The organism is Mycobacterium sp. OAS707 (assembly GCF_014873705.1).
Lineage (GTDB): Bacteria > Actinomycetota > Actinomycetes > Mycobacteriales > Mycobacteriaceae > Mycobacterium.
This window is the reverse complement of sequence record NZ_JADBDS010000001.1, coordinates 324921-347226: the sequence shown is the minus strand read 5'-3', so window position 1 is coordinate 347226 and position 22306 is coordinate 324921. Positions and strand designations below refer to the sequence as shown.

The window sequence follows — 22306 nt, the reverse complement described above, 5'->3', positions numbered from 1 at the left end:
GCTACTCCTCGCGGCGCGCCTGGGTGGGCGCGGTTTCGGCGCCGCCGTCGTGGCGCACCGCTGCGAACACGTCAGTGTCGGCGCGGTCTTGTTCTTGCTCGGCGGCGGCCTCGGCCAGACCGTGATGCTTGCGCGGCTGCTTTTCGAGGTTGCGGTCGACCATCCAGCGACCGAGCGCCACGCCCGCGATCGCGAACAGGAACACCAACAGCGCCGTGAACGCCGCGAACGTGGTGACCTCGTTGAGCAGCGCCTCGACGTAAAGGCTCTTGTAGAACAGCGAGATGAACCAGGCCACCGCACCGCTCACCACACCTGCGAACAGGCCGGCCAGCAGCCACGTCATCGCCAGGTCGCCGCGACGGTCGGGGTCTGGGTTGGCCTTCGCGTCGGCTTGACCGTCGAGAAGGCCCCAGATGAAGACCGCGATCGCGAAAAGCACGACCAGCACGATGCTGATCAATCCCGCCTTGGTCTCCCACGCGTTGATCAACGCCCCCTGCAGCAATCGGACGATCACCATCAGGGCCGCGAACACCAGTCCGCGCAGTAACCACTTACTCATGGGGCCACACCTTAGCGAGTAGGTTCTTCAACTGTGACTATTTCACAGCGTCGGGACCGTCTGCGCCAGCGACTGGCCGACGCCGAACTGGACGCGATGCTGGTTTCCGACCTGGTCAACGTGCGTTATCTGTCCGGTTTCACCGGTTCGAACGCTGCCCTGCTCGTCCGGGTCGACAGCGAAACGCCGATCCTGGCCACCGACGGGCGCTATCGCACCCAGGCGGCGCAGCAGGCCCCCGACGCGGAGATCGTGATCGAGCGGGCGTGCGGCCCGCATCTGGCCACGCGTGCCGCCACCGACGGGGCTCGGCGGGTGGGCTTTGAGAGCCACGTGGTGACCGTCGACGGATTCGCCGCGCTGCGCAAGGCCGCAGGGGATCAGGTGGAGCTGGTTCGGGCAGCGGGCACCGTGGAGGCGCTGCGCGAGGTCAAGGACGCCGGCGAGATCGCACTGCTCAGGCTGGCGTGCGAGGCGGCCGACGCGGCGCTGACGGATCTCGTGGAGCGTGGCGGTCTACGCGCGGGGCGCACAGAAAAAGAGGTAGCCCGCGAACTCGAGGCGCTGATGCTCGATCACGGGGCCGACGGCGTGTCGTTCGAAACCATCGTGGCGGCCGGTGCGAACTCGGCCATCCCACATCACCGGCCGACCGATGCGGTGTTGGCCGCTGGCGACTTCGTCAAGATCGACTTCGGCGCGCTGGTGTGCGGCTATCACTCCGACATGACCCGCACGTTTGTGCTGGCTCCGGTCGCGCAGTGGCAGCTCGACATCTATGAACTGGTTGCCACGGCGCAGCGGGCGGGCCGAGAAGCCTTGGCGCCTGGCGTCACTCTCAAGGATGTCGACGGAGCGTCGCGGCAGGTCATTGCCGACGCAGGCTATGCCGACAACTTCAGCCACGGGCTCGGCCACGGCGTCGGGCTGCAGATCCACGAAGCGCCAGGAATCAGCGCGTCGGCCGCCGGTACACTGCTTGCTGGCTCTGCGGTCACCGTGGAGCCAGGTGTCTATCTACCCGACCACGGTGGCGTCCGCATCGAGGACACGCTGGTCGTCTGCGATAACACCCTGGAGCCGGACGGCCGGCGACATGAGACCACAGACTTACTCACCCGGTTCCCGAAAGAACTGGCGATCCTTTAAGAGGAGAACAACCGAAAGTGGCAACGACCGCTGACTTCAAGAACGGGCTCGTCCTGCAGATCGACGGCCAGCTGTGGCAGATCACCGAGTTCCAGCACGTCAAGCCGGGCAAGGGGCCGGCGTTCGTGCGTACCAAGCTGAAGAACGTTTTGTCCGGCAAGGTCGTCGACAAGACCTACAACGCGGGCGTCAAGGTCGAGACCGCGACGGTCGACCGGCGCGACCACACCTACCTGTACCGCGACGGCTCCGACTTCGTGTTCATGGACTCGCAGGACTACGAGCAGCACCACCTGCCCGAGTCGCTGGTCGGCGAGGCCGCCAAGTATCTGCTCGAGAGCATGCCGGTGCAGATCGCGTTCCATGATGGCGCGCCGCTATATCTGGAGCTGCCGGTGACCGTCGAACTTGAGGTCACGCACACCGAGCCGGGGCTGCAGGGCGATCGGTCGAGCGCAGGCACCAAGCCGGCCACCGTCGAAACCGGTGCCGAAATCCAGGTGCCGCTGTTCATCAACACCGGCGACAAGCTGAAGATCGACTCCCGCGACGGCAGCTACCTGGGTCGGGTGAATGCCTGACCGCAAGGGGGATCGAGGCAGGCATCAAGCCCGCAAACGCGCCGTCGACCTGCTGTTCGAGGCCGAGGCGCGAGGACTCACCCCCGCCGAGGTAGCAGAAGCGCGAAACTCCTTGGCGGAAAGGGAATCCGACGTATCGCCCCTGAACGCGTACACGGTGACGGTGGCGCGCGGCTACACCGAAAACGCCGCGCACGTCGACGATCTCATCTCGGCGCATCTGCAGGGCTGGACGTTGGAGAGGTTGCCTGCTGTCGACAGGGCGATCCTGCGGGTGGCGGTGTGGGAGCTGCTGCACGCCGACGATGTTCCCGAGCCGGTCGCCGTGGACGAGGCCGTCGAGCTGGCCAAGCAGTTGTCCACCGACGACTCACCGGGTTTCGTCAACGGTGTACTGGGTCAAGTGATGCTGGTGACGCCGCAGATTCGGGCGGCGTCGGCAGCGATGCGGGGGACTAGCGAGGGCAGCTGATGGGCGTACCGCAGGATTGGGCTCCGTATTCCAGTGTGGAGGAGGCTGCCCGGGTGTACCTGCGTGATCCCGAGCTGGCGCTGGACCAAATCCGTTCGGTGATAGACCTTTCCGCGATCAAGTCGTTCATCATGTCGCGCGGGTCAACCGACGAGGCGTGGGGCGAGGCGTTGTGGCAAGAAGTGATCCTCACCGACGGTCAGCGGCTGATCATGTGGCGCGCCGACGACGAGTTGTCGACGGTGGACGACCGTGAACGACGGGTGCTGAACGCCTCGGTACGAACCATCCTGCTGTCGACGATCACCGACCACGTGCTGACCGCGGAGTACGAGGTGCTCGGCGACGACACCCGGCGGTTGTCCGAGGTGCGGCTGCGAATGTACACCCAACTCGTCACACGATCGCGGCAGAAGTCGGCCACCGAAAGCGACATCTACTGCGAATCTTTCAGGTATTACAAGTCGGTCGACAATGGCGGGCTGGCCCAGATGCAACGGCTTCTGCAGTTCGGCCGCGTGCTGTCCCGCTGCATGCAGTAATAACTGCACCGAGCGTGCGTGTCTGCACATCGACACGCCGACTTTTGTGTACATTTCGCGCACGCTCGCGACCGCCGATTGTGCACAGCCGCACATTCATCCACAGATGACCGGCGGGCCCTACCGCGGTTGTCGGCGGGCTTCGATGATCCTGGCCATGAATCCCGAACTAGCGGAGCTCTTCGAAAGTCAAGGCGGCGTCGCCACTACCGGCCAGATCCTGGCCCGCATGACAAGGCGCCGCTTCGAGGCTGCGGTCAATTGCGGTGTCCTGGAAAGGATGTGGCAAGGAATCTATTGCCTCGGCGAGCCGACGGCCGAACTCAGGCTTCGTGGCCTCGACCTGTCGAGCGGCAGCTCCGTACCGGTCTGCCTTGGTACTGCCGCCGCGATCTACGGCTTCGACACCGAGGGCACCGTCGATCTGCATGTGCTGAATCCGCCCGGCGGTCAACTGCGCAGCGCTGACGGCCTGGTGGTGCATCGCCGCGACGGCGCTCCTCTCGTGTCGGTCGACGGACGACCGGTCACATCTGCTCCATGGACGGCCGTCGAGGTTGCCCGCGCGCAGCGTCGGCCGCGGGCGCTGGCAACTCTGGATGCCGCGCTGCGCAGCGAAACGTGTAATCGGGCCGAGCTGTGGCGCGCCGCCGTTGAGCAGTCCCGGCGGCGTGGCATCGTCGCGGTGCGCGAGCTCATTCCGCTCGCTGATCCACTTGCGGAGTCGCCGATGGAAAGTGAAGCGCGGCTGGCCATGATCGACGGTGGCCTGCCTATCCCGAAACTGCAATACGAGATCATCGACGGCAACCGCGAGCGCAGGCGCGTCGACTTCGCGTGGCCGCAATGCCGGATCGCCGTCGAGTACGACAGCGAGGAATGGCACAGCAATCCCGACGCCATGAAGCGGGACCGTCGCCGGCGGACGGCCTTGGAAGCGGTCGGATGGACAGTCATCTCGATTGTTTTCGAGGACGTCCGTAACCGGCCATGGGAGTTCGTCGGGTTGATTGCCGGGCAGTTGCGTCACGCTCGGGCGGCGTGAGCGTGCGCGGAGTGCACACAAAATGCGGCGTGTCGACGTGCAGACGCGCACGCTCGCGGTAGTTGAGGTGGTTGAAGGTAGTTGCGGGGGACAGTTCGGCTCAGCGCGATTGTAAATTCTTCGTTCGCACCGACTGGCGCAATGGCGCCTCGACGCCGTCCTTTTGCCTGGTAGTCGCCGATGGCCAGTGGCGAAATCAGTTAACCTGCGCCGGCGTAGATTTCACGGGGCTGCGACGGCCATTCGCGGCTCCTAGCGTTCACCTCGTGTCAGCTGAGCCGACGCCGATCCGGCGGCCCCGCGCGGATCGAGCCCGTCAGGTCGCTGACGTGCTGCGGCATCAGATCCACACGGGCGCCTACGGCGACGGGCTGCCCAGCGAGCAGGACCTGGCCGCGGAGTTCTTCGCCTCACGCAACACCGTTCGTGAGGCGCTGGCCGTACTCAAGAACGAGGGCCTGATCGACCGTGGTCGAAAAGTCGGCACGCACGTTGCGGTCCGCAAGTACGACCACGGTCTCGACGCGCTGGTGGGCCTGAAGGAAACCTTCAAGGACTACGGCGAGGTGCGCAACGAAGTGCGGGCCGTCCTGCATCTGGCCGCGCCCCCTGCGGTCGCGCGCCGACTGCAACTCGAGCCCGGTGCACAGGTGGTCTTCATCGAGAGGTTGCGCTATCTCGGGGACCTACCACTGTCCCTCGATCTGACGTATCTCGCACCCGATATCGGCGCCAAGGTGCTCGCGCACTCGCTGGAGACCAACGACGTGTTCGCACTCATCGAGCAGGTCAGCGGTCAACGGCTCGGATCGGCAACGCTTGCGCTGGAGGCGGTTTCGGCCGATCCGCATTCCGCGGCCACGCTGCAAGTGCCCGATGGCGCGGCGCTGCTGATGTTAGAACGCCTCACCAGCCTCGACGACGGAAGGCCCGTCGACCTCGAATACATCCGGATGCGTGGTGACCGAATCACCATGCGCGGCAGCCTGATCAGGAGTGAATCATGACGCTGGTGAACCAACGCGCCGATGTTCCGGTGACGATCGACGAGTCCCTGTGTATCGAGGGCTGCACGCTGTGCGTCGATATCTGTCCGCTCGACTCGCTGGCGATCAATCCCGGCAACGGCAAGGCCTACATGCATGTCGACGAATGTTGGTACTGCGGGCCCTGCGCAGCCCGCTGTCCCACCGGAGCCGTCACCGTCAACATGCCCTATCTGATCCGTTGAGGACCCCACACATGAAGAAGCGCCTGATCCGAGTCGCCGCCCTGGCCACCGCCCTCATGCTGGCTGCGACCGGCTGCTCGCTCGACTCTTCCAACCAATCGTCCGGCAATGTCGTCAATGTCGTCATCGGCTACCAGTCGAAGACCATCAACACCGTCACCGCGGGCACCTTGCTGCGCGCGCAGGGTTATCTGGAACGACGGCTGGCCGACATCACCACCCGCACCGGCACCAAGTACAACGTCACCTGGCAGGACTACGACACCGGCGCACCCATCACCGCGCAGATGGTCGCCGAGAAGATCGATATCGGCTCGATGGGCGACTACCCGATGCTGATCAACGGGTCCAAGACCCAGGGCAACGAACGCGCCCGCACGGAGATCGTCTCGGTGACGGGGTACAACCCCAAGGGTGCGCTGAACATGGTTGTGGTGGCGCCTAATTCGCCTGCGCAGAAGCTGACCGACCTGACCGGTCAGAAGGTGTCGGCCAGCGTTGGCTCGGCAGGCCACGGCACGCTGGTGCGGGCGCTGTCCAACGCCGGCGTCGATCCCAAGACGGGGGTCGAAGTGCTCAATCAGCAGCCCCAGGTCGGTGCATCGGCGCTGGAATCGGGTCAGGTCCAAGCGCTTTCGCAATTCGTTGCGTGGCCGGGCCTGCTGGTGTTCCAGGGCAAGGCGAAGCTGCTGTACGACGGCGCCGAGCTGAACTATCCGACCCTGCACGGTGTCGTCGTGCGACGGGCGTACGCCACCGAGCATCCGGAAGTGCTCGACGCCTTCCTGCAGGCGCAGCTAGACGCCACCGACTTTCTCAACACCAAACCGCTGGAGGCCGCCAAGATCGTCGCCGACGGCAGCGGACTGCCCCAGGAGGTCGTCTACCTATACAACGGGCCCGGTGGTACCTCATTCGACACGACACTCAAGCCGTCTCTTATCGACGCGTTGAAAGGCGATGTGCCCTACCTGAAGTCGATCGGCGACTTCGCCGACCTCGACGTCGCAGGCTTCGTCCAGGATGCTCCATTGAAGGCCGCTTTCGCGACACGCAACCAGGACTACGGCAAGGCCGTCGCCGCCACCGCCAACCCGTCGGTGTTGGGCGGCACCGATCTGATCTGCAACGCACCGGTCAACAATCCGGGCCAAGCCAGTGAACTGTGGCTCGACGGAGCTTCCGCGACGCAGTCGGCGGCCAACCCCACCTGCCTGCTGAAGGCGGTTCGCGACGCCACCGCGAAGGGCTCGAAGGTGCGCGCAGCCTACGTTCCCGACACGGAACTGGGCACGCGGTGGTTCGCCGACAAGGCGGCGTGGGTTCGTGACGGTCAGAACTACCTTCCGTTCGGCACCCCCGCGGGAGCCCAGAGGTACGTTGCAGCCCATCCCGGAACCGCCGCGGTGGACTACCAGCAAGCATTGGCCGGCGCCGTATGACCACCGCGGATGCTGTCGTCTCCGGTGTTCTCGACTCGCCGGTAACCGCGCGTCCGGCCATCCGACGGCCGCGGCCTATTTCGCAGTGGCGCCGTCGGCTGGTCCGCCTGGCATCAGTCATCGCGGCGATCGGCCTGTGGCAGTTGCTCACCGCCAACCACATCCGGCTCTGGTTGCGATTCGACACGCTGCCGACGGTCACCCAGATCGCCTCCGCATTCGTCAAACGGCTTGGCACACAGCCATATTGGCTTGATCTCGGACAGTCGCTGATCCGGATCCTGACCGGTTTCGCGCTGGCCGCGGTCATCGGTGTCGTCACCGGAATTCTGCTCGGCAGGTCTGCGGTGTTCTCCGACGTGTTCGGGCCGCTGACGGAATTGGCGCGGCCCATCCCGGCGATCGCGATCGTCCCGGTGGCGATCCTGCTGTTTCCGACCGACGAGGCCGGGATCGTGTTCATCACGTTCCTCGCGGCCTACTTCCCGATCATGGTCAGCACCCGGCACGCCGTGCGCGCGTTGCCGACGATCTGGGAGGACTCGGTCCGCACCTTCGGTGGCAACAGCTGGGATGTGTTGCGACGCGTCGTGTTGCCCGGCATCCTGCCCGGCCTGTTCGGCGGCCTGTCGGTCGGCATGGGGGTCGCGTGGATCTGTGTGGTGTCCGCCGAGATGATCTCGGGGCGGCTGGGTGTGGGCTACCGCACCTGGCAGGCCTACACGGTGCTCAACTATCCCGACGTCTTCGTCGGCATCATCACGATCGGCGTGCTCGGCTTCGGCACCGCTGCGGCCGTCGAACTGATCGGCAGGCGGGCTACGCGCTGGCTGCCCCGCGCTGAGGAGAACCTGCGATGACGACCGCTGTGGCACAGGGCATGCGGCTGGAACTCGACGACGTCCGGCTGTCCTACACAGGGGCGCCGGTTGTCGACGGGCTGAGCCTGACGGTGCAGCCTGGCGAGATTCTGGTGCTGACCGGACCGTCCGGCTGCGGCAAGTCGACGGTGCTTCGCGCGCTGGCCGGGCTGCTGCGGCCGGATTCCGGCCAGGTGCTGGCCGACGGGCACGAGGTCACGAGCACTTCGCGGGACCGTGGGATGGTGTTCCAGGACAGTGCGTTGTTGCCATGGCGCACAGTGCGTTCCAACATCGAACTGGCACTGCAGTTGCGAGGCCAGCCACGCGCCGGGCGACGCCGGCGGGCCGAACAGTGGATCGACGAGGTGGGGTTGACCGGGTTCGCCGATTATCTGCCGAAGAGTTTGTCGGGCGGCATGCGTCAGCGCGTCCAACTCGCTCGCGGGCTCGCCGGGGCGCCGCGCGCGGTGATGATGGATGAACCGTTCGCCGCGCTGGACACCCAGACCAGGGGCGCCATGCAACGACTGCTCATCGAGACCTGGCGCGCCCACCCGACCACGATCGTGTTCGTCACCCACGACGTCGACGAAGCGCTGATCCTCGGCGACCGTGTCGCTGTTCTCGGTCGCGTCGGGCAGCCACTGCGCGCCCTCATCGACGTCCCTGAGCCGCGCACTGAACAGACGGGCCGCCAGGCGCTGCGCACCGAAATCATCACAGCTCTTGGTCATTCATGATGCAAATACCTGAACTGGCCGAGACGAGTCGGCTCGACTGCGACGTGCTTGTGATCGGCGGCGGCACGGCGGGCACCATGGCGGCGTTGACCGCCGCCGAGCACGGGGCCCGGGTAATGCTGCTCGAGAAAGCCCATGTGCGCCACTCGGGCGCATTGGCGATGGGCATGGACGGGGTGAACAACGCCGTCATCCCCGGCAAGGCCAGCCCCGAGGACTACGTCGCCGAGATCACCAGGGCCAACGACGGAATCGTCAACCAGCGCACCATCTACCAGACCGCGACGCGCGGGTTCGCCATGGTGCAACGGCTGGAGCGTTACGGCGTCAAGTTCGAGAAGGACGAACACGGCGAGTACGCGGTACGCCGGGTGCATCGATCCGGGTCCTACGTGCTGCCGATGCCCGAGGGCAAGGACGTCAAAAAGGCCCTGTATCGAGTGCTGCGGCAGCGGTCGATGCGGGAGAAGATCACGATCGAGAATCGGCTGATGCCGGTGCGTGTGCTGACCGACAACAACCGCGCCGTCGGCGCGGCCGCACTGAATTCGCGCACAGGCGAATTCGTCGCCGTCGCAGCGAAGGCCGTGATCCTGGCCACCGGTGCGTGCGGACGACTGGGGTTGCCGGCTTCCGGATACCTCTACGGCACGTATGAAAACCCGACCAACGCGGGCGACGGCTATTCGATGGCGTATCACGCAGGCGCAGAGTTGTCGGGCATCGAGTGCTTTCAGGTCAACCCCCTGATCAAGGACTACAACGGGCCCGCATGTGCCTATGTCGCCAACCCGTTCGGCGGCTATCAGGTCAATGCATTGGGGGAGCGGTTCGTCGACTCCGACTACTGGTCAGGTCAGATGATGTCGGAGGTGAAACGCGAGATCGAGTCTGCCCGCGGCCCGATCTACCTCAAGGTGTCGCATCTTCCCGATGAGACGTTGACGGCTTTGGAGAACATCCTGCACACCACCGAACGTCCGACTCGTGGGACGTTCCACGCCAATCGCGGTCATGACTACCGCACACATGACATCGAGATGCATATCTCCGAGATCGGTTTGTGCAGTGGGCATTCCGCGTCCGGGGTCTGGGTGGACGAACATGCGCGCACCACCGTGCCAGGGTTGTACGCGGCAGGTGATCTGGCGTGCGTGCCGCACAACTACATGATCGGCGCGTTCGTTTACGGCGATCTGGCCGGCGAGCATGCGGCTTCGACAATCGCAGACGTCGTTGCGCCGCAGGAACTTCCGCAGGACCAGCTAAAGGAGGCGCACGAGCTCGTCTATCGGCCGCTGCGGCAGCCCGATGGTCCACCGCAGCCGCAGGTGGAATACAAGCTGCGTCGGTTCGTCAACGACTACGTGGCTCCGCCGAAGACAGCGACGAAGCTGTCGATCGCGGTGCAGAGCTTCGAGCGGATGCACGATGAAATCGCCGAGATGGGCGCCACTACACCGCATGAGCTGATGCGTGCGGTCGAAGTGTCGTTCATCCGCGACTGCGCAGAAATGGCCGCCCGCTCATCGTTGACGCGCACCGAGTCGCGATGGGGTTTGTACCACGATCGCGCCGACCTGCCCGATCGCGACGACGAAGAGTGGCGCTACCACCTGAACCTGCGCAAGACACCCGACGGCGCGATGGAGTTCCTGAAGCGGCCCGTCGCACCGTATTTCGTGCCGGTTCCAGAGTTTGAGCACCTGCCCTCCGAGCGGCCGGTGACGCATATCGACCAACCTGTGTTGGCCGGCGGGCGGGCACCGGCCACCTCGTCGTCGCGCGTGCCGCAAGCCGGGCCGATGCAGCCGCCGTCGCCGCGCATCGCCGAAGTGCTGACGCTGGAATCACCGACGGTCGCTGAGCTGACCGACTTTCTCACCGACCCCGATCCGGGCGTGCGACGAACCGCGGTGGCCACCCTGGTGGAGAATCTGCCCGATGGGTACGCAGGGCCGCTGTTGGATGCGCTGGGTGACGACGACGGCGAGGTGCGCCGGGCAGCTGCCGAAAGCGTTCGCGAACTCGTCGAAGTCGTGCCAGCGCCGGAAAATGTTGCCGGACAGCTGGGTTCGGTAGATCCTCTCGTCCGCGCAGTGGCGGTGTACCTTCTCAGCGCGCGCCGGGTCGGCGACGGTGCACAATATCGGCTGGCGTCGGGAGATGCCGATCATCGGGTACGCATCGAAGCCGTGCGGGCGCTGGTGTCCGTCGACGACGTCGACGGCGTAGCAGCCGCGGCGGCCGATGACAATCGCGAGGTCAGAATCGCAGCGGCCAACGGCTTGGCGACGCTGCGCGCGGGGGTCGAGGCGGTACGCCGTTTGGTCGGTGACCGCGACCCCCTGGTGCGGGCTGCGGCGCTGGCGGCGCTCGGCGCCGTCGGATGTGGTGCCGACGATCTGGCCGAGGTGCAGCGGGCGCTCACTGAGCCGGCGTGGCAGGTACGCGAAGGTGCCGCAAGGGCGCTTGCAGGGGCGGCGCCGACCGTCGCAGTCCCCATACTGACAACTGCGCTTACCGATCAGCACCTCGACGTCCGCAAGGCGGCGGTGCTGACCTTGACGCGGTGGGCCGACGACGAACCCGCGGCCCGTGAGGCGTTGGGGTTGGCACTGGAGGATGGCGACGCCGACGTCCGAGCGTATGCCCGCAAAGCGTTGGCGGTTCGACTCAGCTGATCGAGTGGACGAGTGTTGGAGAAATCGAGTAGGCCGCTACTCACCTGGTCGGCCCGATACGGGGGCAGGCTGATGAGGTGGCCGATGAACTCACCTCGCACGAGAGGGCACTGCGCAAGCTTCCGCTGCCGTACTCGCTTGCGCTGCGATTGCGCGACGCAGGTGTCGCGCCAGAAGTAGTCAGCGAATATGTCGGTGTCGACGAGGCCGCGCTGGACGGGGTCTACCGCATTGCAGAGGCCAAGCTCAGTGCCGCTGAGCAGGCACGGATGCCATGTGAACACTCGTGCTGAGCAGGTGGCGGCCCTGGGATTCAGTAGTCCGGCAGGTCGATGGCGTCCGCGGTGGTGAACCACTTCTTCTCGGCGAAGGAGCGAAACGGCCGGCGCTGCATCCACTTCATCACCTGCGCGGTGACGGCGATGTCGCTGGCCGACTTCGGTAGATATCCGTCGACGCCGTTGGGCAGGTCCTGACAGCGACTGATGTACGGTCGCATCACCGCCTCGTATCGCCGCAGCGCCGCTTGGATACGTTGAGCATCAAGAGATCCGGCAGGCCCGAGTTCGCCCGCAAGCACGTACGCGCCGACCAAGGCCAAGCTGGTGCCCATACCGCTCAGCGGTGAGGCGCAGTATCCGGCGTCACCGACCAGCGTCACCCGCCCCTGCGAGATCGTCGGCATGTGGACCTGGACGAAAGCGTCGAAGTAGAAGTCGTCGGCTGTCTGCGCCGCCGACAACAGCGCGTCGCACTGCCACCCGGCGCCCGCGAAATGCGTTGTGAGCAACGCCCGTTGCTCGTCGGCGTTGCGTCGGTCATAGGCGATCGGTTCCGAGCGAAAAGCCAAACCGGCCTTGCACAGCGCGGGATCATGCGACGGCCGCATCGACGCGTTGAGTCCGGGGGCCTGGTACATCAGATACCAGCCGTCGAGTCCGACCGTGTCCGGTGCGGTGAACCATGCGTTGTACCCGCCCATTGGTTTGACGAACAGCTCTTCGGGCCCGAAAGCCAAGCGCCGCACTGCCGAATGTGGCCCGTCGCAACCGACGACCAGGTCGGCAGAAAACGTCGATCCGTCGCTCAACGTCGCCTTGACCGCATCCTCGCTCTGGCTGAGTTCCTCGATGCGGGTGCCGAAGCGGTAGTCGGTCTGCTCCGTGGTCGCCTGATACAGCACGTCGACCAGATCGCCGCGCAAGATCTCGAGCTTGGAAACCAGCCCGTTGCCGTTGAACGCGGTGACCGGCATCTCGGCGCGCCTGCTGCCGTCGGCCTTGATCCACGCGACACCACGCTGGTCTAGCGACCGCTGACGCATCTGCTCGATGAGCCCCATGCGCTCGACCACATCGCCGCCCGCCCCGCGCAAGTCGACGGTCTGTCCGCCGGGGCGAATGCCGTCGGCGAGTTCGACGATCGTGACCTGATAACCACTCTTGTTAAGCCAGAAGGCAAGTGCGGGCGCCGCGATCCCGGCACCGCTGATCAGTACCGTCGGCATCTAGATTTCGAGCGCCTGGTAGGTGCGTCGGACGAACTTCGGTTGGGTGGATTGAAGTTTCAGCAATGCGGTGTTGCCCGCGACAGCGGCCGCCGCGTCTGCGCCGAAGTTCGGCAGATTCTGGATCAGGTAGATCAAGATGAGGTCCTCGCTTGGATCCGCTTGCCACCACGTGCCGTATGCACCCGGCCAACTGAAGGTGCCAAGACCCCCTGGGCCGAACAGTTGCCGGGATCGGGTCGGGTCGGTCACCACCGAAAGGTTCAAGCCGAAACCGCGACCGATCCAGAACGGCATGCCCAGAAACGGATGTTGCTTCTGCTCGTCGGTCAGTCGGTCGGTGCGCATCAATTGCACGGACGGCTCCGACAGCACGCGCACACCGTCGACCTCGCCGCCCGCCAACAGCATTCGGACGAATTTCAGATAGTCGTCGGCGGTGGAGAACAGATTTGCACCGCCCATACAGAACGGCGGCGGCGTGATCGGCGGCGGTCCCATCGCGTCATGGCTGAGGGTGTCGTCGTCCTCGAGCTTGTACATCGTCGCGGTACGACCGCGGTTGCGGGAGTCGACGAAGAATCCGGTGTCCGCCATGTTCAGCGGACCCAGTACCCGCTCGGTGAGCACATCCTGAAGCGACTTGGCTTCCATGCGCTCGAGCAGGATCCCCAGCACGTCCGTCGCGTTGCTGTAGGTCAGGCGGTCGCCGGGTTGGTGCTGCAGCGGCAGTGCCGCAACCTCGGCCAGCCAGCGGTCGGGGCCCTGCCGCGGCGAAATGCGGGAGTACGCCTTGGCCAGCGGACCGGTCACCGAGAAGAAGTACGCCAGCCCGCTGCGGTGGGTCATCAGGTCGTCGACGGTGATCGGCCGGCGCGCAGGCACCGTCTTGTCGAGCGGACCGCCCGGGGAGGCGAGCACCCGCATGTCCGACAACTCCGGCAGCCATTTCGCGACGGGGTCGGTCAGTGCGAGCTTGCCCTCGTCGACCAAGGTCATGGCCGCGGCGACGGTGACCGGTTTGGTCATCGACGCGATACGGAAAATCGTGTCGCGCTGCATGGGCAGGTTGGCATGGACGTCGCGGTGGCCGAGCTCGTTGACCTGCAGCACCTCCCCGGCGCGCCACACGAGGGTGACCGCCCCGGCCAGCAGGCCGGCATCGATGGCCTCGCGGATGGACGCCTGATTGGTGTCGAGCTTCATCGGCGCCAGCGTACCCAGCTGCAGTCGGATCCTCGCCGGGCGGTGAGTAGGGCTTTGTCGATTGCCCCAAAAACGAGTACGGGACTACCTAATCCCACAGCGTCCTCACAGCTGACGATGTTCTTGCAGCGCTAGCTGCCTTTCGCGTCCGTACCGGGAGGGGTCGTGATGGGGTACGCAACGTACGTCGGTCGAGTGGGTGGCTTGGCAGTGGCCTTGGGGGTCGGTGTTGCGGTAGCGACCACGCCCGGGGTGGCGTGGGCAGGGCCGACAGATTCCGGGTCGACGAGTCCGTCAACGGATACATCCTCCTCGTCGTCGTCGGCAGCCGATTCCTCGACGCCCTCGTCCGCGTCCCCGTCCGGCGACCAGGGCGCCGGCGCCAGCGGCGAGAGTGGCGGTGGCGCCGCTGACACCAAGAAGTCCGGAGAGACCAGCGGTGGCAAGTCGACCACCAACGCCACGCCGAAGGACAAGAAGTCAGGTTCGGACAAGTCGAGCGCAACGACTGCGCCGAAGAAGCCGAAGCGGCGGCCGGCGAGCATCGCGTCGGGCCGCGACGCCACCGATAGCAACCACGACGCCGACACCACCACCTCATCGCAACCCAAGACGGGCGCGGTGGCGGATCCTGCGTCGACGAGCGTATCGGTCGATGTCGCGACGAAGACATCTTCGCTGAACACCGCGCCGGTGCAGGACCAGGTGACGGCACCGAAGCCTGAGGTGACGCCGTTGTCGTCCACGATGTTGTCAGCGGTCGGATTGACACCGTCAGCCGATGGCGATGCTCCAGCGGCGCCCAGGGATTCACCGCTGCTGCTCGCGGGCTTGGCGGCGTTCCGGCGGCAGACCCAGCAAGACATGGTTGAAGACCAACCGCTGGCGCAGACGGCATCTGATCCGTCTCAGTCGAGTCTGATGATGGCTCAAACGATCACGGCGAATTCTGCACCGGTGGCGTCGCCTACGGTCGGCCTGCCCGAGACAGTCAACGGCACGGTAACCGGCTCGTTGAATGCTGTTGACGCTGAAGGCAATCCGTTGACGTATACGGTCCAAAACCAGTCGGTGGGTGCCGCGGTGGCGGTCACCGGGGCCGGCAGTTTCACCTACACGCCGTCTGTGACCCAGCGCCTGCAGGCGGCGTCGACGTCGGGTTTGGATACTGACACCTTCACGGTGCGGGTCTCTGACGGGCAGGCATACACCGATGTACCCATCACGGTTGTGGTGCGGCCCGCCCAGCTTGCCGCAGGTGCACCAGTGGACGTGGATCGGGACCCGTCGGGCGTGGCGTTCAGCGCCGACGGTTCGCGCGCGTATGTGACGAACAAGTACGACAAGACGGTTTCGGTGGTCAATACGGCGAGCGGCGCGGTGGTGGCCACGATAAAGGTGCCGTATGCACCGACGGCGGTTGTCGTCAGCCCAGTGGCAACTCAGAACCGCGCGTATGTGGCGATGACAACCGGTGTGGCGGTTATCGATACGTCGACCAACAAGCTGGTCGACGCCAAGCCCTCGACGTCGGCGGTGGATTCGATCGCTGTCGGGGCTAGTCCGTCGGCGTTGGCGATCAACAGCACCGGCACTCGGCTCTACGTCAGCAATGGCGGTAGCAGCACTGTGTCGGTGGTCAACACCGCGACCAATACGGAGATCACCAGGGTCACGGTGGGATCGCAGCCGTCCGGCCTGGCGGTCAGCCCCGACGACAGCCGCGTCTATGCGCTGAGTCGCTACAGCGATTCGGTGACGGTGATCAGCACCGTCGACAACAAGGTGATCGGCAGCGCGAAGGTCGGTGATTCGCCGCGCGGCGTCGTGGTCAGCCCGAACGGTCAGCGAATCTATGTGTCCAACTACAACTCCGGCACGGTGACGGTTCTCAATACGGCAGGCGCGACACCGGTATTCGTGAAGACAATCACTGTCGGCACCCAACCGGAGGGCATCGCCATTACTCAGGACGGCGCGCTGGTGTACGTCGCCAACGGCAAGGACACGGTGTCGGTGATTGACACGCGCACCAACACCGTTGTGGGCTCACCGGTTGTGATCGATTCACCCGCGGAGAGCGGAGCGCACTCAATCGCGTTGAGCGGCAACAAGCTCTATGTCACCGATTATGTCGATGACTACGTGCGGGTGCTAAACCTCTCGAGGGTGCAGACAGCGCCGCAGGCAAACGGTTCGCCGACGGTCGGCACGCCCGATCCCACCAACGGAACGGTCATGGGCGACCTGAAGATGATCGACACCGACGGGGATGCGTTGAGCTACAACGTGTTCGCTGTTCCTGCGAAAGGTGCGGTGACGGTGACCCCGAGCGGCGTCTACTCTTACACGCCGACGGCTGCGGCCCGTGCCTCGGCAACACCGGGCACCGTCGACACGTTCACCGTGCGCGTCAGCGATTCTCTCGGCGCCTATAAGGATGTCAGCGTCACCGTGCCGGTTCTGTCGTCGACGAACCGCGCGCCCGTCATCACCGGCACCCCGTTCTGGTCCTCACCGGACTCGGGGACCGGACAAGTCACCGGCGGCGTCACCTTCACGGATCCGGACGGAAACCCGTTGACATACACCGTTATCAACGGACCCACCAAGGGGACAATCACCCTCCGTCAGCTCGGAAGCCTGACGTCATTCACCTACACCCCCACAGTCGCGGCCCGAAACGCCGCGTATCAGACGCCGGGGGAGGACACCGACAGCTTCACCATCGTCGCCAGTGATGGCCAAGCTACCGCGTCGGTGCCGTTCACGGTGACGGTGTCGCCGTTGTCTCCGGTCAATCACCCCCCGGCGCTGCAAGGTCAGCCCACCATGTCCGTCGATCTGTATACGGGCAAGGTGTCGGGCAACTTCACCGTGGTGGAGCCCGACGGGGATCAGGTCAGCTACAGCTCCTACGGGGGACCCGACGGAGGGGTGGCGCTCTACGGGTCATCGGGCCCCGCGACGACCTACACCTATACCTTCTACTACCAGCCGACTGACGCGGCGCGCGAACGGGCCGCGCAGACAACGGGGTCGGATACCACCAGCTTCGACGTCACCATCAGCGATGGTCGAGGAGGGACGACGAACTTCTCCGTAACAGTGCCGCTGGAGCCCCGACCGACCGATATGCCGGTGTGGAACGGGCCGACGACGACCACGTTCGACTCGTACACGGGTCGCACAACCGGCAACATGAACGTCGTCGATCCCGACCACGATCCACTGACCTACGGCACCGCCTACGGTCCGTGGTACGGGACACTGACGATCGACAATGCGACGGGCAATTACGTCTATGTGCCGTACCTGAACGCCGACCAGGGTGTGTTGTCCGACGAGATCGTGACGATCAGTGTGAGCGATGGCACGTACGTGACGTATCACGACTGGTGGGTGCTGACCTACCGCGATGACCTCGCGCCGCTGTAACCCGCCGGTGTGTCGCTGGCGGCGTCCCCGCGACGACGGTGACGGTGATGATCGGCAAATTCGAGTATGCGACTACCTAATCCCACCGGGCGCTCACAGCTGACGATGTTCTTGCAGCACCAGTGGCTGCTTCGCGTCCGGACTGGGAGGGGTCGTGATGGGGCATGCAAAGTACGTCGGTCGTGTTGGTGGCCTGGCAGTGGCTCTGGGGGTCGGGGTTGCGGTAGCGACCACGCCCGGGGTGGCGTGGGCAGGGCCGACAGATTCCGGGTCGACCAGTTCGTCGACGGATTCGTCGTCCGATTCTTCGACGGGCTCGGCTTCGGGCGCAGACACGCAGGCGCCGTCGTCAACCGAGTCATCCCAGTCGGCGCCGGCCGGCGAAGGCGCGGGAGCGAGCAGCAACGGCAGCGGTAGCTCCGCCGGCAGCGATACTTCCAAGGACACCGGCAACCCCGCCGGTAAGAAGTCGACCACGAAGTCAGCGGTCAAAGACAAGAAGTCGGGTTCGGAGAGGTCGGCTGCGGCGGCCGCGCCGAAGAAGCCGAAGCGCCCGGTGGTGAGCACCCCGTCTGGTGCAGACAGCTCTGGCGGCCAATCGGCCACCGCCACCACGTCGCAACCCAAAGCTGCGCCGGCGACAGACAACGCGTCCACGAGCGCGTCGGTCGATGTCGCACCGGCGCCGATCAACACCGCGACCGTTGCGGATCCCGAGGTGACGTCGGCGCCCGCGGCTGCGACGACGCCTTTGCCGGCTGCGACGTTGACTGCCGTTGGGCTCGCTCCGTCCGCGGACGGTGATGCTCCCGACGCGCCGGGCGATTCCCCACTGATGCTGGCCGGACTGGCGGCGTTCCGGCGCCAAACCCAGCAGGGCTTGGTCGAGGACGAGGCAATCACGAACACGGCGTCAGATCCGTCGCAGACCAGTCTGATGATGACGACCGCTACAGCCGTGAACTCTGCGCCGACGGCGGCTCCGGTGGTCGGGTTGCCGGATCCCACGACCGCTGCGGTTCAGGTAGCGTTGAACGCCTCAGACGCCGACGGTAATCCGTTGTCGTACAGCGTGACAGGGCAGCCCACCGCCGGAACTCTGGTGGCGTCGGGCGCAGGCAACTACACGTACACGCCTACTCAAGCTGCTCGACTGCAGGCCGCCACGACAACCGGTTTGGACACCGACACCTTCACTGTGCGGGTTTCCGACGGGCAGACCTTTACCGACGTGCCCATCACGGTTGTCGTGCGTCCGGGGCAGCTCACCACGGGTGCCCCGGTAGATGTAGGTCGGGACCCGTCGGGCGTGGCGTTCAACGCAGACGGTTCGCGCGCGTATGTGACGAACAAGTACGACAAGACGGTTTCGGTGATCAATACGTCGACCGGCGCAGTCCTGGCCACAATCAAAGTGCCGTACGCACCGACCGCGGTTGTCGTCAGCCCAGTGGCAAGTCAGAACCGCGCGTATGTCGCGATGACAACCGGTGTGGCGGTTATCGATACGTCGACCAACAAGCTCGTCGACGCCAAGCCCTCGACGACGGCTGTGGATTCGATCGCTGTCGGGTCCGGTCCATCCGCGTTGGCGATCAACAGCACCGGCACCCGGCTCTACGTCAGCAACGGCGGCAGCAGCACTGTGTCCGTGATCAACACCGCGACCAATACGGAGATCACCAGGGTCACAGTGGGATCGCAGCCATCCGGCCTCGCGGTCAGCCCCGACGACAGCCGCGTCTATGCGCTGAGTCGCTACACAGACAAGGTGACGGTGATACGCACCTCGGACAACGTGGTGATCGGCAGTGCGACGGTTGGTGATTCGCCACGCGGCGTAGTCGTCAGTCCAGACGGCAAACGAATTTACGTGTCCAATTACAACTCCGGCACGGTTACCGTGCTCGACACCTCTGGCAACACGCCGGTGTTCGTGAAGACGCTCACCGTGGGGACTCAGCCAGAGGGCATCGCGATGACCAAAGACGGCAGTCTCGTCTATGTCGCCAACGGCAAAGACACCGTATCCGTTATCGATACTCGCACCAATACCATTCTGGGACCGGCTGTTCCGATAGATTCACCGGCTGAAAGCGGTGCGCACGCTATCGCGGTGAGCGGCGACAAGCTTTACGTTACCGACTATGTCGATGATTGGGTGCGGACCATCAATGTCGCTCGGGTGGAGACTGCGCCGCAATCGTCCCAAATGCCTACGGTCGGCACGCCCGATTCGGCGACGGGAACTGTCGTCGGCGACTTGCAAGTCGTCGATACTGACGGAGATGCGTTGGGTTATAACGTGATTACTCAACCCACCAAGGGCACTGTGACGATCAGCCCCAACGGAAGCTACAGCTACACGCCGACGGACGCGGCTCGTCTGCAGGCAGGGCCCAACACCACCGACACGTTTACGGTGCGCGTCAGCGATACGCTCAACGCCACGAAAGACGTCACTGTGACTGTTCCCGTGTCGCCCAAGGCGGCGACACCTCCGCCGCCGGACCCGACGAACCATCCACCGGTGGCGTCACCGTCGATATTTGCTCAGGATCAGGTGGTCGGCGCGGTTACCGGATCGGTCCATGCCACTGATGCTGATGGGAACGCCTTGACCTACACGGTAATTGGCGCGCCCAGCCACGGGACGGTAGTGCTGAACCCGTATACCGGCAGCTATGCATACACGCCGTCGGCGGCGGCCCGGTTGGCTGCCAATCAAACGTCCGGCCCCGATACCGACACATTCACCGTCGCGGTCAGCGACGGAAAAGCCACCGTCACCACACCGGTGACGGTGCCCATCTCGCCGGCGAACGTGACTGTCAGTCCGACCACGACGACCGTGGGAAGTGGAGCGCTCGGCATTGCATTCCGCGGCAACTATGCATTCGTGGCGAACCAGGGGGCCGGCACCGTTTCCGTGATCGACATGACGACGAATTCCATTGTCGCGACATTGCCGGTCGGCGCAGCGCCGACGTCCGTGGCGACGATCAATGCGAGTCCCAGCTATCAGGGCACATACGCGTATGTGACCAACCGGGACAGCAATTCGGTCTCGGTCATCAACACCTACACCAACACCGTCGACAACTGGATACCGGTGGGCTCTCAGCCTTGGGGGGTCGTCGAGACCCCGAATCTTGCACAGGTGTACGTCACCAATTCCGGTAGCAACACGGTTTCTGTGATCGACACCAGTTCGAGAAGTGTCGTCGCGACTATCCCGGTCGGCGGTGCGCCGACTGGCGTGGCTGTCAGCGGTGACGGTACTCGCGTGTACGTGGCCAACAAGACCAGCAATACGGTGTCCGTGATCGACACCGCTACCAAAGCCGTGGTTGCCACTGTGCCGGTAGGCATTAACCCGATGGTGCTGGCGGTCAGCGGGGACGGAAGCCACGTGTATGTGGCCAACAAAGCCAGCAACACAGTGTCGGTGATCGACACAGCCAGTAAAACCGTGGTCGCCACCGTGGGTGTCGGAAGCAACCCGATGGGAGTGGCAGTGAGTCCGGACGGCACTCTTTATGTGGCCAATGGCAATGACACCATTTCGGTTATCGATACGGGGACCAACGCTGTGGTGCGTACCGTGACCATGGACGCCGCGCCGGAAACCGGGATGCATCTGTTGGCGGTCGACCCGTACGGTCGGGTCTACACCACCGACGCCGCCGACGGTGTCGTTCGGTCGTTCTCCATTGCTGCTCCGGCCTCCTCCGCGCTACCCGTCACTTCGACGGCAGTGTCAGTCGGCTCGAACCCAAGCGGTGTTGCAGTCGCCGGTAATCGGGCCTACGTGCTCAACACGGGCAGCGACACCATTTCGGTGATCGACACCACCACCAAGCAGGTCATCAAGACCATTCCGGTCGGCGCAGGCGCGACCACCGTCGTGGTCACTCCCAATGGGCAACGGCTGTATGTCGCCAACTACGACACGGTGTCCGTGATCGACACCGCCAGCGGCAACGAAGTCGTAGCTCCGATAACCATTCCCGACCTGTGTGAGAACGGTTCCTGCTACGGCAGTTCGGGGGGTATTACCGATCTTGCGATCAGCCCGGACGGCAGCCGGGCCTACGCGGTGCGGGAGTATTACACCGACACCGGCCAGTTCAGCGGCGTGTCGATCATCGGTACGAACACGAACACCGTGACCACCACCACCTGGACGTACCCGTTGAACGACATTGACGTCTCGGGCGACGGCACCCGACTCTATGGGGCCGAGGGGGACTACCGCTTCGTCAACGTGTTCGATGCCACCACGTTGAGCGGGCCTGGCTATATCGATGTGTCGACTCCTGAACCTGGGTGGGCGTATACGACGGCGGTCGCAACAAGTCCCGACGGCAGGCGGACCTACGCGATCGTCAACACCGACGAATTCTCGTACCGCTCGAATTCGAAGTATGTGTCGGTGATCGACACCGATCCGGCGAGTCCGACATACAACACCCAAATCGGGCAGATCGCGGTTGCATACGGCGCGAAGGACATCACTGTTAGCCCTGACAACAGCCGCCTTTACGTCACGCTGGCGGACGGCGCGACTGTCGAGGTCTTCGATACTGCAAGCAACACTGCGCTCGGGTACTTCGTCAAACCCAGCTCGGGGTCGCTCACCGTCGGTCCGGACGGGACCGTGTATTTGACCGACTACGCCAATGGCACGGTTTACTCCGTCACAGTGGGCACTGCACCGTCCTCCCTCTAGCCGCCGCAGACGTTCACCGGTGTCGCTGGCCGCCACCTGAACGGGAGGTGTTAAGCTCTCGCGGAAGTTCGACGTCCTTTAACGATCCGTCCAGAGAGGCGGAGAAGGA

19 protein-coding genes are annotated in these 22306 nt (G+C 64.7%); 14 read left to right on the top strand and 5 right to left on the bottom strand.

The features are described from left to right. Position 1: 1 nt before the first annotated feature. Positions 2 to 565: a B-4DMT family transporter gene (locus GGC64_RS01640; protein ID WP_192720713.1), complete on the bottom strand. Its 564-nt coding sequence runs from the start codon at positions 563 to 565 to the stop codon at positions 2 to 4. A 33-nt stretch (positions 566 to 598) separates the two neighbouring features. On the opposite strand from GGC64_RS01640, the gene GGC64_RS01635 reads away from it, so the two are divergent. The 12 genes from GGC64_RS01635 to GGC64_RS01580 all read left to right on the top strand — a co-directional run bounded on the left by GGC64_RS01635 (position 599) and on the right by GGC64_RS01580 (position 11607). Beyond that, positions 599 to 1714 (top strand): aminopeptidase P family protein, encoded by a 1116-nt coding sequence (locus tag GGC64_RS01635; RefSeq protein ID WP_192720712.1) that lies wholly within the window; start codon positions 599 to 601, stop codon positions 1712 to 1714. A gap of 17 nt (positions 1715 to 1731) precedes the next feature. Beyond that, positions 1732 to 2295, top strand: a complete 564-nt coding sequence (gene efp / locus GGC64_RS01630) for an elongation factor P (protein WP_192720711.1) — start codon at positions 1732 to 1734, stop codon at positions 2293 to 2295. After that, positions 2288 to 2767 (top strand): transcription antitermination factor NusB, encoded by a 480-nt coding sequence (gene nusB / locus GGC64_RS01625; RefSeq protein WP_192720710.1) that lies wholly within the window; start codon positions 2288 to 2290, stop codon positions 2765 to 2767. The genes efp and nusB overlap by 8 nt, the downstream gene beginning before the upstream one ends. Continuing rightward, complete coding sequence (locus tag GGC64_RS01620; RefSeq protein ID WP_192720709.1) at positions 2767 to 3309, top strand: hypothetical protein; 543 nt, start codon at positions 2767 to 2769, stop codon at positions 3307 to 3309. The genes nusB and GGC64_RS01620 overlap by 1 nt, the downstream gene beginning before the upstream one ends. Before the next feature lie 157 nt (positions 3310 to 3466). Beyond that, complete coding sequence (locus GGC64_RS01615; RefSeq protein WP_192720708.1) at positions 3467 to 4354, top strand: DUF559 domain-containing protein; 888 nt, start codon at positions 3467 to 3469, stop codon at positions 4352 to 4354. Between the two features lie 266 nt (positions 4355 to 4620). Then, positions 4621 to 5361, top strand: a complete 741-nt coding sequence (locus tag GGC64_RS01610) for a GntR family transcriptional regulator (RefSeq protein ID WP_370581936.1) — start codon at positions 4621 to 4623, stop codon at positions 5359 to 5361. Further along, complete coding sequence (locus GGC64_RS01605; protein WP_192720707.1) at positions 5358 to 5585, top strand: ferredoxin family protein; 228 nt, start codon at positions 5358 to 5360, stop codon at positions 5583 to 5585. The genes GGC64_RS01610 and GGC64_RS01605 overlap by 4 nt, the downstream gene beginning before the upstream one ends. 11 nt (positions 5586 to 5596) lie before the next feature. Further along, the gene (locus tag GGC64_RS01600) at positions 5597 to 7027 is read left to right on the top strand and encodes an ABC transporter substrate-binding protein (RefSeq protein WP_192720706.1); all 1431 of its coding nucleotides are present in this window, start codon (positions 5597 to 5599) and stop codon (positions 7025 to 7027) included. Further along, positions 7024 to 7887, top strand: coding sequence for an ABC transporter permease (locus GGC64_RS01595; RefSeq protein WP_192720705.1), 864 nt, complete (start codon positions 7024 to 7026; stop codon positions 7885 to 7887). Before GGC64_RS01600 ends, GGC64_RS01595 begins: the two co-directional genes overlap by 4 nt. Beyond that, positions 7884 to 8630 (top strand): ABC transporter ATP-binding protein, encoded by a 747-nt coding sequence (locus tag GGC64_RS01590; protein ID WP_192720704.1) that lies wholly within the window; start codon positions 7884 to 7886, stop codon positions 8628 to 8630. The genes GGC64_RS01595 and GGC64_RS01590 overlap by 4 nt, the downstream gene beginning before the upstream one ends. Then, on the top strand, positions 8627 to 11314 hold the full coding sequence (locus GGC64_RS01585) for a fumarate reductase/succinate dehydrogenase flavoprotein subunit (RefSeq protein WP_192720703.1): 2688 nt from the start codon (positions 8627 to 8629) through the stop codon (positions 11312 to 11314). Before GGC64_RS01590 ends, GGC64_RS01585 begins: the two co-directional genes overlap by 4 nt. 77 nt (positions 11315 to 11391) lie before the next feature. Continuing rightward, the gene (locus tag GGC64_RS01580; protein WP_192720702.1) at positions 11392 to 11607 is read left to right on the top strand and encodes a hypothetical protein; all 216 of its coding nucleotides are present in this window, start codon (positions 11392 to 11394) and stop codon (positions 11605 to 11607) included. A gap of 20 nt (positions 11608 to 11627) precedes the next feature. On the opposite strand, the gene GGC64_RS01575 is transcribed toward GGC64_RS01580, so the two are convergent. The 3 genes from GGC64_RS01575 to GGC64_RS01565 all read right to left on the bottom strand — a co-directional run bounded on the left by GGC64_RS01575 (position 11628) and on the right by GGC64_RS01565 (position 14773). Beyond that, positions 11628 to 12821: an FAD-dependent monooxygenase gene (locus GGC64_RS01575; RefSeq protein WP_192720701.1), complete on the bottom strand. Its 1194-nt coding sequence runs from the start codon at positions 12819 to 12821 to the stop codon at positions 11628 to 11630. Further along, positions 12822 to 14027: a serine hydrolase gene (locus GGC64_RS01570; RefSeq protein ID WP_192720700.1), complete on the bottom strand. Its 1206-nt coding sequence runs from the start codon at positions 14025 to 14027 to the stop codon at positions 12822 to 12824. A 131-nt stretch (positions 14028 to 14158) separates the two neighbouring features. Then, entirely contained in the window at positions 14159 to 14773 is a 615-nt protein-coding gene (locus GGC64_RS01565; protein ID WP_192720699.1) for a hypothetical protein, read from the bottom strand. On the opposite strand from GGC64_RS01565, the gene GGC64_RS01560 reads away from it, so the two are divergent. Next, positions 14733 to 17465, top strand: a complete 2733-nt coding sequence (locus GGC64_RS01560; RefSeq protein ID WP_192720698.1) for an Ig-like domain-containing protein — start codon at positions 14733 to 14735, stop codon at positions 17463 to 17465. The genes GGC64_RS01565 and GGC64_RS01560 overlap by 41 nt on opposite strands. Positions 17466 to 17558: 93 nt before the next feature. On the opposite strand, the gene GGC64_RS01555 is transcribed toward GGC64_RS01560, so the two are convergent. Continuing rightward, the gene (locus tag GGC64_RS01555) at positions 17559 to 18158 is read right to left on the bottom strand and encodes a hypothetical protein (RefSeq protein ID WP_192720697.1); all 600 of its coding nucleotides are present in this window, start codon (positions 18156 to 18158) and stop codon (positions 17559 to 17561) included. A gap of 25 nt (positions 18159 to 18183) precedes the next feature. Here GGC64_RS01555 and GGC64_RS01550 point away from each other — a divergent pair, with 25 nt between their 5' ends. Further along, entirely contained in the window at positions 18184 to 22197 is a 4014-nt protein-coding gene (locus tag GGC64_RS01550; RefSeq protein WP_192720696.1) for a beta-propeller fold lactonase family protein, read from the top strand. The last annotated feature ends 109 nt before the right edge of the window (positions 22198 to 22306 follow it).

Excerpts from the sequence above, each read along its gene's own strand:
- GGC64_RS01600 (WP_192720706.1), top strand. The coding sequence starts at position 5,597 with ATGAAGAAGCGCCTGATCCGAGTCGCCGCCCTGGCCACCGCCCTCATG.
- nusB (WP_192720710.1), top strand. The coding sequence starts at position 2,288 with ATGCCTGACCGCAAGGGGGATCGAGGCAGGCATCAAGCCCGCAAACGC.
- GGC64_RS01595 (WP_192720705.1), top strand. The coding sequence starts at position 7,024 with ATGACCACCGCGGATGCTGTCGTCTCCGGTGTTCTCGACTCGCCGGTA.
- GGC64_RS01570 (WP_192720700.1), bottom strand. The coding sequence starts at position 14,027 with ATGAAGCTCGACACCAATCAGGCGTCCATCCGCGAGGCCATCGATGCC.
- GGC64_RS01620 (WP_192720709.1), top strand. The coding sequence starts at position 2,767 with ATGGGCGTACCGCAGGATTGGGCTCCGTATTCCAGTGTGGAGGAGGCT.
- GGC64_RS01605 (WP_192720707.1), top strand. The coding sequence starts at position 5,358 with ATGACGCTGGTGAACCAACGCGCCGATGTTCCGGTGACGATCGACGAG.
- GGC64_RS01575 (WP_192720701.1), bottom strand. The coding sequence starts at position 12,821 with ATGCCGACGGTACTGATCAGCGGTGCCGGGATCGCGGCGCCCGCACTT.
- GGC64_RS01615 (WP_192720708.1), top strand. The coding sequence starts at position 3,467 with ATGAATCCCGAACTAGCGGAGCTCTTCGAAAGTCAAGGCGGCGTCGCC.
- GGC64_RS01590 (WP_192720704.1), top strand. The coding sequence starts at position 7,884 with ATGACGACCGCTGTGGCACAGGGCATGCGGCTGGAACTCGACGACGTC.
- GGC64_RS01640 (WP_192720713.1), bottom strand. The coding sequence starts at position 565 with ATGAGTAAGTGGTTACTGCGCGGACTGGTGTTCGCGGCCCTGATGGTG.
- GGC64_RS01585 (WP_192720703.1), top strand. The coding sequence starts at position 8,627 with ATGATGCAAATACCTGAACTGGCCGAGACGAGTCGGCTCGACTGCGAC.